Here is a 15,721-nt window from a genome sequence, read left to right on the forward strand (position 1 = left end):
CAGTGTTTCGCGCCCGGAATGATGGAGTATATTGGCGATGGGCATCGAATTCATTGCACCCGAGGTGGATGAGTTGACCCCGCGAATTGCGGTGATCGGCGTGGGCGGCGCAGGTGGCAACGCGATTGCCAACATGATGCGCGCAGACGTGCAGGGCGTCAGCTTCCTCGTGGCGAATACTGACGCGCAGGCGCTGAAACAGTCGATCGCGCCGCAGAAGATCCAGCTCGGCGCGAAGATCACGCAAGGTCTCGGCGCCGGCAGCCGGCCCGAGATCGGCCGCGCCGCCGCAGAAGAGACGATCGAATCCGTCTCGAAGCTGCTCGAAGGCGCCCACATGTGCTTCATCGCCGCCGGCATGGGCGGCGGCACGGGCACCGGCGCCGCACCGGTCATCGCCAAGGCGGCGCGTGACATGGGCATCCTGACGGTCGGCGTCGTGACGAAGCCATTCGCCTTCGAAGGCGCGCGCCGCTCCAAGTCGGCCGACCAGGGCATCGAGGAGCTGCAGAAGTTCGTCGATACGCTGATCGTGATCCCGAACCAGAACCTGTTCCTGATCGCCAACGCCAACACCACCTTCAAGCAGGCGTTCGAGCTGGCCGACGAAGTGCTGCAGCAGGGCGTGCGCGGCATCACCGATCTGATGGTCATGCCCGGCCTCATCAACCTCGATTTCGCCGACGTGCGTTCGGTGATGCAGGAGATGGGCAAGGCGATGATGGGCACCGGCGAGGCCGACGGCGACGACCGCGCGCTCGTCGCAGCGCAGAAGGCGATCGCCAACCCGCTGCTCGACGGCGTGTCGATGCAGGGCGCCAAGGGCGTCATCATCTCGATCACCGGCGGCGAGGACATGCGCCTGCTCGAAGTCGACGAGGCCGCGAACCACATCCGCGAGCTGGTCGATCCCGATGCGAACATCATCTGGGGTTCGGCATTCAACCCCGATCTCGAAGGCCGCATCCGCGTGTCGGTGGTCGCAACGGGTATAGAGGCAGTCGAGCGCACCGAAGCGCCAGCGGCCGAGCCGGCCCGCGCCTTCAGCTTCTCCGCCCCGCGCCGCATCGAGACGCCTGCTGCGGCAGCGCCTACCGCCGCTGCTACGCCGCCGGCTCCCGAAGCACCGCAGCCGAGCGGCGCCGCCGCCGGCGCAATGGCAGCGGGCGTGCCTGCGCCAGGCAAGCAGCCCGAGGTTCATCCGGCACCGGCAGCACGCGCTGTCGAAGACGAGGCGGATGGCGACGAATTGCTGCTCGGCTCGGACACGATCGTTCCCGAAACGCCAGCACCGGCCGCCAAGTCGCGCGTCTTTGGCGAGGAAGAAACCCCCGCCGAGGCACCGCGTCGTCGCTGGCTGTCGGGCGGCGCCGAGGCTCCGCCGGAAGACGTGCCACCGCAGCCGCGCGTGAAGCTCGGCGGCACGCTGTTCGAGCGGATGCAGAACGCCTCGCGCGGCGCGGCGCGCGGCGACGAGGAAGAAAGCAAGGATTCGCTCGACATCCCGCGTTTCCTGCACCGCCAGAACAACCAGTAAGCGAGCGCGCGGGCGGGGTGGCCGGCATTCGTCGGCCCTCCCGTCCGGCTTGGCGCTTGCCCGCGCGCGGCGCATTGCCGGTCGATCGCGCCTTACCCTAAGTAATCATTGCCCATGTTGATTACCCGTCCCTTGATCCTCGCCGTCGCGCTGGCCGGCGCGCCGACTGCGCTGGCGCAAAGCTATTCCGGCCAGCCGCTCCAGATGGTCCCACGGCCAACGCCCGATGCCGATGCGCTCGCGGCGGCGATGCGCCGGCTGGGTGCGAACCCACGTGATCTGTCCGCACTGATTGAGGCGGGGGAGTTGTCGCTCCGGCTCGGCGACGTCAATGCCGCCGCGGCGTTGTTCAAGCGCGCCGAGATGGTCGATCCGATGAATGGCCGCGTCAAGGCGGGGATGGCGCGCATCCTCGTCACTCAGCAGCGGCCCGGCGAGGCGCTGCGCTATTTCGACCAAGCGACTGGCTATGGCCTCGATCCCGCCTCGTTCGCCGGCGATCGCGCGCTCGCTTACGATCTGATCGGCGAGCAGGAGCGGGCGCAGCGCGACTATCGCGTGGCGCTGAAGCTCAGCCGCAATGACGAGGTCGAACGCCGTTACGCACTTTCGCTCGGCATCTCGGGCAAGCGCGATGAGGCATTGTCGGAGATCGACGCTCAGGTCCGACGCAACGATCGTAGCGCCTGGCGAATCCGCGCCTTTGTCCTTGCAATGAACGGTGATGTCCCCGGCGCCGAGAAGATCGCCGCCACGATGATGCCGCCCGGCATGGGCACTGCGCTTGCGCCCTTCTTCAGCCGGTTGGTCACTTTGCCGCCGATCGATCGCGCGTTCGCAGTGCATTTCGGCGAGCTGCGCGCCTCGCCGCAGCGGTTGGCGGACGCACGCATGGCGCCACCACTCCCGGTGCTCGCGCCCGAACCACGCGCGACGCAGGTCGCAGCGGTCGCACCCCCGCGTGCGGCCGATCCCCGGCGCGAGCGCCAGCGGCTACGCGAAGAGGCTGTCCGTCAGCGCGCGCTCGCCCGCCAGCAGGCGCGCGCGCGCCGCGGCCGTCGCGATCCGGCGCCGGTCGTGCTTGCCAGCGCAACACCGCCGAGCGTCGCCGCTGACACAGCCGCCGCGCTTCAACCGCCACGGTACGGCGGCGGCGTCAGTTTTGCCCCCCCGCGTGCCGTCGTACAGACCCTGCCAACGCCAACGCCAGCACCGCCGCCCGCCGCCGTGGCGGTCGCGTCAGCCAGTCCGCCGCCCGCCGCCCCGTCGCCCGCGCCCGCTTCGGTCGCGATCTCTGGACCTCCGCCGCGCGAGCCGACCCCCGCATCGACTGTAGCGAGCGTCGCCCGGCCGCTGCCGCAGCCCGGATTCTCCTCGCTGGCGCCGACTAGCCCGCAAGCTGCACCGCTGACGTCCGTAGCAGCCGCATCCACCCTGCCGACGACTACGCCGTCGCCAGCCGCGAGTGTTGCTGCAACGCCCCCCCCCAGTGTGCCGCCGACGACGGTCGCGACCGCCGTCACCGTCCCGAACGTCCCCTCGCAAGCGACCGGCGGCCCGAGCACCGTCGCGCCCTCCGCCACGTCGCAGACTGTCGCCGCCGCAGCGCCTGCCGAGCCGACCCCGGTAGCGCCGCGAATGAGCGAGGATTCCATCCTCGCCCGGATCATGTCTGGCATTTCCATCCCTGCGGCGGAGCTGGGCGTGGCGCCGGTCCGCCCGCAGCCGCCGACGCCCGAGCCGGGCACGTCGATCGCCACGGCCGAAAGCATCGCCTCCGCCGAAACCGCACGCCGCGCCGCCGAAACTGCCCGCACCGCGCAGGCCGCGCGCGCGGCCGAAGCAGCCACGCGCAAGCCTGTCGAGACGGCCGCGAAGACCGCGCCGAAGGAAGCCAAGCCAAAGGCAAGCAGCACAAAGCCCGATCAGGTCGCAGCCACTACCGAGAAACCCGCCAAGCCCGACCCCAAGAAGGTCGCCGCGGAGCGCAAGCTCGCGGCCGAGAAGAAGGCTGCCGACACAAAGAAGGCGGCCGACGCGAAGAAGGCGGTGGAGGAGGCCCGGATCGCCAAGACCGATCCGCCACGCATCTGGGTGCAGGTCGCCGGCGGCGCGAACGAACGCGATCTCCCCAAGGCCTGGGCCTCGGCCAAATCCAAGGCCGCCGCGCTCAACGGCAAGGCGGCGTATTCGACCCCGCTGCGCGCCACAAACCGCGTCGTCACTGGCCCGTTCAAGACCGATGCGGAGGCACGAACCTTCGTCAACACGCTCGCCAAACAGGGCGTTTCGGCCTTCACCTTCACCAGCGAGAAGGGCCAGAAAATGACGAAGCTCACCGATAAGTGACGGTGCTTGCGTCCTGGGCTTCGGACCCGGCACGCAGCAAAGGTCGCCTTCACGAAGAACAAAGCAAGTCCAGCGCCGGTGTCGAGCGCGGCCCGCGTGACGCCTATCAGCGTGATCGCGACCGCATCGTGCACTCGATCGCCTTCCGTCGCCTGCGCCACAAGACGCAGGTGTTCCTGGCGCCCGACGGCGATCACTTCCGCGTCCGCCTGACGCACAGCCTCGAAGTGGCGCAGATCGGCCGCACGATCGCGCGCGCACTCGGCCTCAACGAGGATCTGACCGAAGCCTTGTGCCTCGCGCACGACATCGGCCACCCGCCGTTCGGCCACGCCGGTGAGGATGCGCTGAAGGCCGCGATGGCGGGGGCAGGGGGGTTCGACCACAACGGCCATACGCTGCGCACGCTGATGCGGATCGAGCGCGCCTATCCGCGCTTCGACGGCCTCAACCTGACGTGGGAAACACTCGAGGGTCTAGCCAAACACAACGGCCCGGCGCGCCATCCCGGTTGGGCGCTGGCGGAGGCCGATGCCGACGCTGCGCTCGAACTGAACGGCTGGGCCAGCCTCGAGGCGCAGGTCGCTGCGCTCGCCGACGACATCGCCTATGACAATCACGATATCGACGATGGCTTGCGCGCCGGGCTGCTCGATGTGTCGCAATTGCTCGCGGTGCCGCTCGTCGCGCGCGGCTGGGCCGGCGTGCGCGCCGCATTCCCGGATGTAAGCGAACGGCGGCAAGCGCGTGAACTGGTCCGCAGCCAGATCGGCGTGATGGTGAACGACCTGATCGACGAGACCCGCCGCCGAATCGCTGACGCCCGGATTGAAACCGTCGCCGACGTTCGCGCCGCGGGCCACGCGCTCGTCAGCTTCTCGGACGAGATGCGCGTCGCCGAGCGCGATCTGAAGCGCTTCATGTACGCCAATTTGTACCACCACCCGCGCCAGCTCGAGGCCGCAGCGGCGGCGCATCAGGTGGTCGCCGGCCTGTTCGCGGCGTTTCGCAACGATCCCGCGACGCTCCCCGAAGAATGGCGCGAACGCCTGCCGACCGAAGAGCCGTGCCTCAGCCGCCACATCGCGGACTATGTCGCCGGAATGACCGACCGCTACGCTGTGCGCGAATATCTCCGCGTCGTCGGCCCTGTCACGCTGCCCGAGGGGTTCTGAGCCAAATCTAATTTCCGTCACCCCGGCCTTGACCCGGGGTCCCGCTTCTTCTTCCGCGTGGTCAGAGGCAGCGGGACCCCGGGTCAAGCCCGGGGTGACAGGGCCTAGTCTAGTTCTTCAGCCGCCACCCACGCTTCAGCAGCATATAGCACGTCACCCCCAGCACCACGTCGATCGCCAGGATCACGAGGCTACCCAGCGCCACCGGTGAATCGGCAATGCCGAGGAAGCCGTAGCGAAAGCCCGAGATGATGTAGAAGAACGGGTTCGCGTGGCTCACCGCCTGAAACATCGGCGAGAGCCGCTCGACCGAATAGAAGGTGCCCGATAGCAAGGTCAGCGGCGCGACGACGAAATTCGTCACCGCGGCGGCATGGTCGAATTTCTCCGCCCAGATCGATGTCAGCAGCCCGATCAGCGCGAGGAACACCGATCCGAGCAGCCCGAACCATAGTACCGCGAGCGGGTGCGCCGGGATCACATTCACGCCGGGCCACAGCATCATTGCCAGCCACACCGTCGCACCCACCAGGAACGCGCGCGTCACCGCGCCGCCGACCAGCGCGGCCAGCAGTTCGGCGGTCGACAGTGGCGGCATCAGATAATCGACGATCGTGCCCTGGATCTTGCCGACCAGCAGCGAGAAGCTCGCGTTGGCGAACGCGTTGTTAAGCATGCCCATCACGATCAGGCCCGGCGCCACAAAATCGGCGAACGCGACGGTCTCGCCACCGATATATACGGCGCTGCGACCACCCAGCGCTACGGTAAAGATGATGAGATACAGCAGCGTCGTCATCGCCGGCGCCCAGATCGTCTGGAGCTGCACCTTGAAGAACCGGCGCACCTCCTTCACATAGAGCGTCTTCAGGCCGCCCCAATTGACGTTCCGGATCGTCGGCACGCCAGGCGCGCTCCTGATCAACGATTGATCGTGCCCGATCGGGGGGTGGCTGCTCATCGCGACTTCGCGTAGTCGCTGCCGTCGCCCGCCGCAACCGGCGCCAAGAGCATAAGGAACGACTGGCCCATGTCCTGGACCGACGAACGGATCGAAACCCTGCGCAAGATGTGGGAAGGCGGCCAGACCGCCAGCCAGATCGCCGAGGCGCTGGGTGGCGTCAGCCGCAATGCCGTGATTGGCAAGGCGCATCGCTTGGGGCTGCAGGCGCGCCCGTCGCCGGTCGTGCCCAAGGAAGAGGTAAAGGCCGCGCCCGCGCCCATCGCGGTTGCCGCGCCGCCGCCCGAGCCATCACCTCCGCCACCCGAAGAAGTGGTCGTGGCGCCGCCCCCCGCGGCGCCGGCGCCGTCCGCGTTCCATTATTCGTCAGAGCACAAGCCGATCACGATCACGACGCAGCTGGAACCGGAACGGTCGGTCGAGCAGGCCCGCATGGTGCGCTCCGTCGGCCCCGGCGGCTTCGTGCGGCAGGCGCCTGGCGAGCAGCAGCCGCCTAGCACGCCGGCACCGCCCCGGCGCTTGGTTCCGGCGAAGCCTTCGGCCGAGATCGCCGGCAAGACGAGCCTGCTCGAACTCAGCGACAAGGTCTGCAAATGGCCACTCGGCCATCCCGGTGAGCCCGACTTCCATTTCTGCGGCGACAAGGTGAACCCGGGGTTCCCCTATTGCGTCGCGCATTGCGGGCACGCGTATCAGGCGCAGTTGCCACGGCGCGATCGTCGCGCACCACCGCTGCCGTTCGGCGGTCCGCGAGCACGCTAAAAAGTGCTCGATCGCTGACGGGATTAGGGTCACGCACTCGCGCATCCATCAGGCGTAAATTCTAGCTGCAAAAACACTTCAGGCCGACCTCTCGCGAGGCCGGCCTGAAGGTATTTCAAACAAACTGCGGTCAGGCGATACTCTCTGCCTGACCGCCTTGCTTCTAATCAGAAGCGGAACGCTGCCGTTGCGCGCATCGAGTGCCAGCGGAACTTGTCGTCGCTGCGACGGAAGTCCGTGCCGCTCGTATTGCCGAGCAGGAACGGGTTGCTAGCAGGCGTGGTGCCCGAATTGCCCGAACGCACGCGGAAGTCGTCGTCCTTGTACTGATGGAACATATACTCGAGGCCGATCGAGAAGTTGCGCCCGAGCTTCTGCTCGACGCCGCCACCACCGGTGATGCCGAACTGATTGCGCTTGCCGCTGGCGGCAAAGCCGTTGGCCGTGTTGGTCGTGTAGAACTCACGATCGATGCGCGCATAGCCCGGGCCGAACGTGCCGTAGAACAGCGTCGAGTTGTTCGGCGTAAAGCCGATACGGCCACGTGCCGATGCTTCCCAGTCGATCGAGCGCGTCATCACATACGATGCTGGCGTGGTCGAGAAAGCGGTCACGCTGTCGGTGATCTCGCTCTTGCCGAACTCGCCGACGATACCGACGACGATCTTGCCGCGCTGATAGTCAGCACCGACGCGGCCGTAATACGCCCAGCCGTCATCGTCGTTGCGGCAGCCAGCAGGCACCGCGCTGGTCGGCGAGGTCGCGGCGCGCGTGCTGCCATTGCAGAAGCCGCCGGCCGGGGTGCCGAACGCGTTCGCGCCGGTCGCCGTGGTCACGGTGTCACCGAAGCGGCCGTCGAGGTTGCGATCGAACAGGATCGACGAGCCGACATCGTTGCCCTGCACGTCGTACCCGCCGGCGCCGCCGATGTAGATGCCCGAAAAACCGGTGTCTTCGGCCATGTCCTGCGCGGAAACGGCGGGGGCGATCATCGCACCGGCGATGGCGGCAAGCAGTAAGGGCTTCATATAACGCAAACCTTTGTCGTTGGGGTTAGCCAGAGAAACGGTGCCCGAGCGGGAAGGATGCACCGCGACACGATCTCGATCAGTTTCAACCGTGAACCGTTGCCGCAATGCAACAGTTCGCCTTCAGCCGCGCTCGCGCTATGGATGGTAGATGGCCGATCCCGATCTGTTCCGAACCGCCACGCCGGCGACCAGTTACGATGCATCTTCGATCGAGGTTCTGGAGGGTCTGGAACCGGTTCGCCGCCGCCCCGGCATGTACGTCGGCGGCACTGACGAGCGCGCGCTGCATCACCTCGCCGCCGAGGTGCTCGACAATGCGATGGACGAAGCGGTCGCGGGCCATGCGACACGGATCGAAGTGACGCTGGAGCCCGGCAATCGCCTGACGGTCGTCGACAACGGGCGCGGCATTCCCGTCGATCCGCACCCCAAGTTCCCAGACAAGAGCGCGCTCGAAGTGATCCTTTCGACGCTTCACTCGGGCGGCAAGTTCGCCGGAAAGGCCTATGCGACGTCGGGCGGCCTGCATGGCGTCGGCGTATCGGTGGTGAATGCGCTGTCGTCGGATACCGTCGTCGAGGTCGCGCGCGATCGGCAGCTTTACCGCCAGCGTTTCTCGCGCGGGCTGACGCTGGGGCCGCTCGAAACCGTCGGCGCGGCGCCCAACCGACGTGGCACCTCGGTCGCGTTCACCCCCGACGAGGAGATCTTCGGGCCGGAACTGCACTTCAAGCCCGCCCGGTTGCACCGGCTCGCGCGATCGAAGGCCTATCTCTTCGCCGGCGTCGAGATCCGCTGGAAATGCGCGCCCGAACTGATCACGGACGATATGCCGGCCGAGGCCGTGTTCCAATTCCCCGGCGGCCTCGCCGATTATCTGCGCGAGCAGATCGCCGGGCGCGACTGCGCGACTGCGGATTTCTTCGCCGGATCGCAGGATTTCCCGGGGGATGCAGGGCGAGTGGAATGGGCGGTCGCGTGGCCATTATGGTCCGACGGCAGCTACAGCTGGTATTGCAACACCATCCCGACGCCCGACGGCGGCACGCACGAACAGGGCCTGCGCCAGGCGCTGGTCCGCGGCCTGCGAACCTTCGGCGAGTTGGTGAAGGACAAGCGCGTCAAGGATCTGACCGCGGACGACGTGATGGCCGGCAGCGAACTGATGCTGTCGGTGTTCATCCGTGAACCGCAATTCCAGTCGCAGACGAAGGACCGGCTGACCTCGCCCGAGGCCGCCGGCATGGTCGAGAAAGCCGTTCGCGACCATTTCGATCATTTCCTGTCGCACAACATGGATCGCGGCAAGGCGCTGCTCGGCTATGTGCTGGAGCGGATGGACGATCGCCTCCGCCGCAAGGAAGAGCGCGACGTCAAGCGCAAGACTGCCACGTCGGCGCGCAAGCTGCGGCTGCCCGGCAAGCTCACCGATTGTTCGGCGAACGCGCCCGCCGGCACCGAATTGTTCATCGTCGAAGGCGACAGCGCCGGCGGCAGCGCCAAACAGGCGCGTGACCGCAAGACGCAGGCGATCCTGCCGATCCGCGGCAAGATCCTCAACGTCGCCTCCGCGACCAGCGCGAAGATCTTCGCCAACCAGGAAATCGCCGATCTCGGCCAGGCATTGGGCTGCGGTACGCGCAAGGACTGCCAGCCCGATAATCTGCGCTACGAACGCATCGTCATCATGACTGACGCCGATGTCGACGGCGCGCATATCGCGACGCTGCTGATGACCTTCTTCTTCCAGGAAATGCCCGAGCTCGTCCGCCGCGGACACCTCTATCTCGCCCAGCCGCCGCTCTACCGGCTGACGGTCGGCGCCAAGTCGCTCTACGCGCGCGACGACGCGCATCGCGCCGAGCTCGAACGCACCGCATTCAAGGGCAAGAAGGTCGAGGTGTCGCGCTTCAAGGGGTTGGGCGAGATGAACCCGGCGCAGCTGCGCGAGACGACGATGGATCCCAAGACACGCAGCATGATCCGCATCACGCTGCCGCAGGAATATGAAGAGCGCGCCGGCGTGAAGGATCTCGTCGATCGCCTGATGGGCACCAACCCTGCGCACCGCTTCGCCTTTATTCAGGAGAATGCGGCGCGGATGGACGAGGAAACGATCGACGCGTGATCCCGGGCGGGTGACCGCGCCGGGAGAAGTGCCTATCTACGCATGATGCACAAGCCGAAGGCCGGGCTGCCGAGCCGCGAACAGATCATCGAATTCATCACCACCAGCGATACGCCCGCCGGCAAGCGCGAGATCGCGCGCGCCTTCGGGCTGAGCGCGCAGGACAAGATCGCGCTGAAGGCGCTGCTCAAGGACATGGCCGATGAAGGGCTGATCGACAGCGCGCCGGGTCGCGCCTTCCACAAGATGGGCGGCGTGCCCAAGGTGACGGTGCTGCGCATCGTCGATGTCGACGACAATGGCACGATCTGGGCTGTGCCCGAGCGCTGGGAAGCCGACGTCCCGCCGCCGCGAATCCGCGTGCGCGAGCGCAAGCGCGGCGAACTCGGCGTCGGCACGCGGGTCCTCGCGCGCACCGAGGAGGCCGGGAACGGCTGGATCGCGCACCCGATGAAGGCGCTCGCGCCCTCGGCCGAGCAGATGATCGGCGTGCTGCGCGGGGAGGGGGATCGGCTCTGGCTCCAGGGCGTCGAGAAGAAGGAGCGGCGCGAATATGCCGTGTCCGACGCGGGCGGCGCGCAGGCGGGCGATCTCGTGCTGGCCGAACGCGCCGGCCGCCCGCCGCGGATTACCGCAAAGGTGATCGAGCGGCTCGGCGACCCGTTCGCGCCGCGCAGCTTCTCGCTGATCGCGATCCACCGCCACGAAATCCCGCACGTCTTTGAAGAAGAGACGCTGGCCGAGGCGGCACGCATGGCACGGCAGCCGCTCGGCGAGGGACGCGAGGATCTCACGCACCTGCCGATCGTCGCGATCGACCCCGCCGATGCGCGCGATCACGACGACGCGATCTGGGCCGCGCCCGATGACGATCCCGCCAACGAAGGCGGCTGGCGCGCTATCGTCGCCATCACCGACGTCAGCTTCTACGTCCGCCCCGGCAGCGCGCTCGACCGCGAGGCGCGGCGCCGCGGCAATTCGGTCTACTTCCCCGATCGCGTCGTGCCGATGCTGCCCGAGGTGCTGTCGGCGGACGTGTGTTCGCTCAAGGAAGGCGTCGATCGCGCCGCGCTCGCCTGCCACATGCAAGTCACGAAGGCGGGCACCCTCAAGTCGTGGCGCTTCACCCGCGCCACGGTGCGGATCGCGGCAAACATCGCCTATGAAGACGCACAGGCGATGATCGACGGCATCCTCCCCGAGCTTCGCTCGGGGAGGGGGACCGCCGGCGAAGCCGGTGGTGGAGGGGAAGAGCCACAAGCGGGCGCGCTCGTGACTGCCCCTCTCCCCGACCCTCTCCCCGCAGGCGGGGAGAGGGAGATCGCTGCCGCCCTCCGTAACCTCTGGGCCTGCTGGGCCGCGCTCCTTGCCGCGCGCGACAAGCGTGAACCGCTCGCGCTCGATCTCCCCGAACGCCAGGTCGCGCTCGACGAAAAGGGCCGCTTGCTATCGGTCGCCCCCCGCGAGCGGCTCGACGCCCACCGCGTCGTCGAGGATTACATGATCGCCGCCAACGTCGCCGCCGCCAAGGCGCTCGAGGCGAAGAAGGCGCCGGTAATGTACCGAATTCACGAGCCGCCCGCGCGCGAGAAGCTGGTCGCGCTGAAAGAATATCTCGAAACCTTCGATGCGCCCTTCGCGCTCGGCCAGGTGATCAAGCCGGCAACCTTCAACCACATCATCGAACGCATCGGCGACGCCGATTTCCGCCCGCAAGTGATGGAGCAGATCCTCCGCTCGCAGACCCAGGCCTATTACGGCCCCGGCAACCACGGCCATTTCGGCCTGTCGCTCGGCTCCTACGCGCACTTCACCTCGCCGATCCGCCGCTACGCCGATCTGCTGGTGCATCGCGCGCTGACCAGCAGCTATGCGCTCGGTCCGGGCGGGCTCAACGGCGACGAGGATTTCGAGCGGCTCGGCGAGACGATCAGCAAGCTCGAACGCCGCGCGATGGAGGCCGAGCGCGAGACGATCGACCGCTATGTTGCTGCGTTCCTCTCGCACCGCGTCGGCGAGATCGTCGATGCGCGGATCACCGGCATCCAGAACTTCGGCTTCTTCGCCACCGTCGAGGGCGTCGGCGGCGACGGGCTGATGCCGATCAGCGACCTGGGCGGCGAATATTTCCGCTTCGACGAAGCCGGCCGACGGCTCGTCGGCGAAACGAGCGGCGAGCAATATACGCTCGGCCAGCGGCTCAAGCTGCGGCTCGCCGAGGCCAACCCGGTCTCGGGCGCGCTGCGCTACGAGCTGCCCGACGGCAAGGGTGCCCGCCCGCCGCGAGGCGGCGATCGTGATCACCGCGGCCCGCGTGAGTTGAAGCGGCGCGGGCGACCGGGCAATATTCGGCATCAGGGGCGGAGAAAGTAGCAATGGCGAACATCGTGGTACGCACTGCCGAGCGGTACTCCACCCGCGCGCAGAACCGCATCGTCGAGCGGCTACGTTCTAGCGGTGCGCTCAAGCCCGCAAGCGCGATTGCCTACGCCCCGACCGGCCGCGGCGAAAAGCGGCTGCTCGAGCGGATGGTAAAGTTCGGCGCCATCGTCGCCGAGACCGAAGGTCAATATTGGCTCGACGAGCGCGCCCTGGGCCATTTCCGCAAGGAAGAACTGGCGCGGGTGCTCGGCGCAATCGCAGTGGCCGGCTTCGCGGCGGCGGGGGCGATCGCCTTCGGGCGATAGCCTCCGCCTGCGCCACTCACCCGGCGGTAAACGTCATCCCAGCGTTCTTCACCAGCCGCGCCCGCAACTCAGTCCCCATCAGCGCCCCCGGCGTCCAGATCCCGCCCTCGCCAGTTACATCCTGCACGAGACAAAGCGCGCTCTCCGCCAGCATCTTGCTCGTCGAGCCATAGCCGGGATCGCGATCTCCCGTGACGACCGCGTCGAGCCGCGTGCCATCCGGCATCAGCCCGGCGAACAGCACGTCATAATGCCCCGCCTCGCGCTCCTCCTTCGTGGGGCCTTCGCCTGGCCTCGGCCCCTTGTTGTCGGCGAACGGGTTCAGCTTCGCCAGCGCTTCCGCCGCTGCCTTGCCCATCTCGCCCAGCCCGGTCACGACCATCTCGTCATAGACGAAATCGTCGCCGTAGCGTCCGCCCAGCAGGAAGTTGGTGCGATGCACGTTCTTGGTGTTGATCGGCGCCATCACGAACGGCGCCACCCATGATTCGACCGTAGCGTCATATTCGGGCAGCAACCCGCTCGGCTGGCTTGACCCCTTGTGTCCCGGCGTCAGCGCGAACGGGCTCGCGAGCAGCGGCACGAGCGAGGGCTCGCGCGCCGCCGCTGCCAGCGTCGCCTTCAGGCTCGCCGCAGTGCCGCCCGAGAAACCACCCTTCATCGTGCGCACGCGGCACTTCACGCGCGGCACGGGCCGGCCGAAGCGCTTCACAGCCTCCTCCTGCAGCGTCAGCACGCCAAGGTCGAACGGGATCGAATCGAACCCGCACGAAAACACGATCCGCGCGCCGCTCGTCTTCGCCGCCTCATGATGCGCGTCGATCATCTTGCGCATCCAGCCCGGCTCGCCGCACAGGTCGACATAGGCCGTCCCGGTCGCGGCGCAGGCGGCGATCAGATCGCTGCCGTAAAGCTGGTACGGCCCGACGGTCGAGATCACCACGCTCGTCCGCGCGCACATCGCGCGCAGCGAGGCGGGATCGTCGGCATTGGCGGTGAACAGCGGCACGTGCGCGCCGATCCCCATTTCGGTGCGGACTTCCTCCAGCTTGCTTAGCGAGCGTCCCGCCATCGCCCAGCGCACGCCCTCCGGATAGGCCCCAGCGATATATTCCGCCACGAGCCGCCCGGTGTAGCCGGTCGCGCCATAGACGATCACGTCGAAATCGGTCGCCATTGTCTCTCTCCCTTATGCCGCTTCGCTGAACTGCAGGCTGGCTAGTCGTGCATACAAGCCGCTGCGCGCCATCAGCGCCGCATGCGTACCCTGCTCGACGATGCGTCCCTCGTCCATCACGACGATACGATCGGCGGCACGGACGGTCGCCAGCCGATGTGCGATCACCAGCGTCGTGCGGTCTGCCATCAGCCGCTCGAGCGCCTCCTGCACCAGCCGCTCGCTCTCGGCATCGAGCGCACTGGTCGCTTCGTCCAGCAGCAGGATCGGCGCCTGGCGCAGCAGCGCACGCGCGATCGCCACGCGCTGGCGTTGCCCGCCCGACAGCCGCGCACCGCCTTCGCCCAGGAACGTGTCGAGCCCCTCGGGTAGCGCGCGCAGGAAGGTCGCGGCATTGGCCGCTTCCGCTGCCGCCCACAGTGCGGCGTCGTCCGCATCCCAGCGGCCGTAGCGCAGATTGTCGCGCGCAGAAGCGCCGAAGATCACCGTCTCCTGCGGCACCATCGCGATCCGCGCGCGCACCGCGGCAGGATCGGCATCGCGCAAGTTCACGCCATCGATCAGCACGCGGCCAGACTCAGGATCGTAGAAGCGCTGGAGCAGCTGGAACAGCGTCGTTTTGCCCGCCCCCGATGGGCCGACCACCGCCACCGTCTCGCCCGGCGCGATCGACAGCGAAAAATCGTGCAGCGCTGCCGTGTCGCGCCGCGTCGGGTAGCGGAACAGGACATGCTCGAACGTCACCGCGCCGCGCGCCGGCTGCGGCAGCGCCACGGCGAGCGGCGGGGCGGCGATCTCGGGTGTCTCGGACAGCAATTCGGCCAGCCGCCCGGCCGCGCCTGCGCCGCGCAGCAGCTCGCCATAGACTTCGGTCAGCGCCCCGAACGCACCGGCGACGATGCCGCCGGTCAGCACGAACGCCGCGATCGATCCGCCCGAGATTTCCCCGGCGGCAACGTCGGTCGCGCCCTCCCACAGCACCAGCGTGATCGATCCGAAGATCAGCCCGATGACGATCGCCGTCATCACCGCGCGCAGCAGGATGCGCCGCTGTGCCGCCACCATCGTCGCCTCGACCGCGCCCGAGAAACGCTGGCTCTCGCGCCCTTCCTGCCCGAACGCCTGGACGATCTTCATCGCCCCGAGCGTCTCGGTCACCATCGCGCCGACATCGGCAATGCGATCCTGCGACGTGCGCGAATAGGTCCGCACGCGCCGCCCGAGCAGCATGATCGGCAGGATGATCAGCGGAATGCCCAGCACCAGCATGCCGGCGAGCTTGGGCGAGATGGTGAAGAGGTAGATCAGCCCCCCGATCCCGGTGAACGCATTGCGCAGCGCGACGGAGACGGTGGTGCCGACGACCGTATCGATCTGCGACGTATCCGCGGTCATCCGCGAGGCGATCTCAGACGGACGGTTCTCCTCGAAGAAGCGCGGGCTTAGCGTCAGCAAATGGCGCTGAACGGTCGACCGGATGTCGGCCACGACGCGTTCGCCGAGCCACGACACGAAATAGAAGCGTACCGCCGTCCCGATCGCCAGCACGACGACGATCATGAGCATGTAATGAAACGCGCTCGCAACCGCCTCGCCACCGCCGGACATGAAGCCGCGATCGATGATCCGCTTGAAGCTGTACGGAATCGCGATCGTCGCGCCGGATGTGATCGCCAATGCGACCCAAGCTGCGGCGATCTGCCCCGGGTATCGCTTGGCGTGTTCCCACACGAGCGCGAGATTGCCGATCCGGCGGCTGGTGGGTGGCTCGTTCGCCGCGCTTGTTGCCATGCCGCGCGTCTAGCAGCGGCGGCGTGGCGGCTCAACGCCCGCGACTACATCCGCCGGGTGCCCGCGTTGTGCAATGCACCATGTTGGTCTACGCAGAGCAACGTTCATTCGTCAGGATACCCG

General features: G+C 67.6%; 11 protein-coding genes. 7 read left to right on the forward strand and 4 right to left on the reverse strand.

Features of this window, described 5'->3' with window-relative positions; genetic code table 11:
- Positions 1 to 37: 37 nt before the first annotated feature.
- The 3 genes from ftsZ to LLW23_RS14110 all read left to right on the forward strand — a co-directional run bounded on the left by ftsZ (position 38) and on the right by LLW23_RS14110 (position 5,061).
- Positions 38 to 1,537 (forward strand): cell division protein FtsZ, encoded by a 1,500-nt coding sequence (ftsZ, locus tag LLW23_RS14100; protein ID WP_228946128.1) that lies wholly within the window; start codon positions 38 to 40, stop codon positions 1,535 to 1,537.
- Positions 1,538 to 1,651: 114 nt separating this feature from the next.
- Entirely contained in the window at positions 1,652 to 3,886 is a 2,235-nt protein-coding gene (locus LLW23_RS14105; RefSeq protein ID WP_228946129.1) for a tetratricopeptide repeat protein, read from the forward strand.
- Positions 3,883 to 5,061 (forward strand): deoxyguanosinetriphosphate triphosphohydrolase, encoded by a 1,179-nt coding sequence (locus LLW23_RS14110; RefSeq protein ID WP_228946130.1) that lies wholly within the window; start codon positions 3,883 to 3,885, stop codon positions 5,059 to 5,061. The genes LLW23_RS14105 and LLW23_RS14110 overlap by 4 nt, the downstream gene beginning before the upstream one ends.
- A gap of 109 nt (positions 5,062 to 5,170) precedes the next feature.
- Here LLW23_RS14110 and LLW23_RS14115 read toward each other — a convergent pair whose 3' ends face one another.
- Complete coding sequence (locus LLW23_RS14115) at positions 5,171 to 6,022, reverse strand: ABC transporter permease (RefSeq protein ID WP_228946131.1); 852 nt, start codon at positions 6,020 to 6,022, stop codon at positions 5,171 to 5,173.
- Between the two features lie 69 nt (positions 6,023 to 6,091).
- Here LLW23_RS14115 and LLW23_RS14120 point away from each other — a divergent pair, with 69 nt between their 5' ends.
- Entirely contained in the window at positions 6,092 to 6,784 is a 693-nt protein-coding gene (locus LLW23_RS14120; protein WP_228946132.1) for a GcrA family cell cycle regulator, read from the forward strand.
- Between the two features lie 167 nt (positions 6,785 to 6,951).
- On the opposite strand, the gene LLW23_RS14125 is transcribed toward LLW23_RS14120, so the two are convergent.
- Entirely contained in the window at positions 6,952 to 7,812 is an 861-nt protein-coding gene (locus LLW23_RS14125; RefSeq protein WP_228946133.1) for an outer membrane protein, read from the reverse strand.
- 151 nt (positions 7,813 to 7,963) lie between these two features.
- Between LLW23_RS14125 and parE the strand changes: the two genes are divergently transcribed.
- From parE to LLW23_RS14140, 3 genes are read left to right on the forward strand one after another with little or no spacing between them, the layout of a single operon-like run.
- The gene (gene parE, locus LLW23_RS14130) at positions 7,964 to 9,943 is read left to right on the forward strand and encodes a DNA topoisomerase IV subunit B (RefSeq protein WP_228946134.1); all 1,980 of its coding nucleotides are present in this window, start codon (positions 7,964 to 7,966) and stop codon (positions 9,941 to 9,943) included.
- 42 nt (positions 9,944 to 9,985) lie between these two features.
- Positions 9,986 to 12,316 (forward strand): ribonuclease R family protein, encoded by a 2,331-nt coding sequence (locus LLW23_RS14135; protein ID WP_228946135.1) that lies wholly within the window; start codon positions 9,986 to 9,988, stop codon positions 12,314 to 12,316.
- Between the two features lie 2 nt (positions 12,317 to 12,318).
- The gene (locus tag LLW23_RS14140) at positions 12,319 to 12,630 is read left to right on the forward strand and encodes a hypothetical protein (RefSeq protein ID WP_228946136.1); all 312 of its coding nucleotides are present in this window, start codon (positions 12,319 to 12,321) and stop codon (positions 12,628 to 12,630) included.
- Positions 12,631 to 12,646: 16 nt separating this feature from the next.
- Here LLW23_RS14140 and LLW23_RS14145 read toward each other — a convergent pair whose 3' ends face one another.
- Positions 12,647 to 13,807, reverse strand: a complete 1,161-nt coding sequence (locus LLW23_RS14145) for a saccharopine dehydrogenase family protein (protein ID WP_228946137.1) — start codon at positions 13,805 to 13,807, stop codon at positions 12,647 to 12,649.
- A 12-nt stretch (positions 13,808 to 13,819) separates the two neighbouring features.
- Positions 13,820 to 15,598, reverse strand: coding sequence for an ABC transporter transmembrane domain-containing protein (locus LLW23_RS14150; RefSeq protein ID WP_228946138.1), 1,779 nt, complete (start codon positions 15,596 to 15,598; stop codon positions 13,820 to 13,822).
- Positions 15,599 to 15,721 lie beyond the last annotated feature (123 nt).

Source organism: Sphingomonas radiodurans, from assembly GCF_020866845.1.
Taxonomy (GTDB): Bacteria; Pseudomonadota; Alphaproteobacteria; order Sphingomonadales; family Sphingomonadaceae; genus Sphingomonas; species Sphingomonas radiodurans.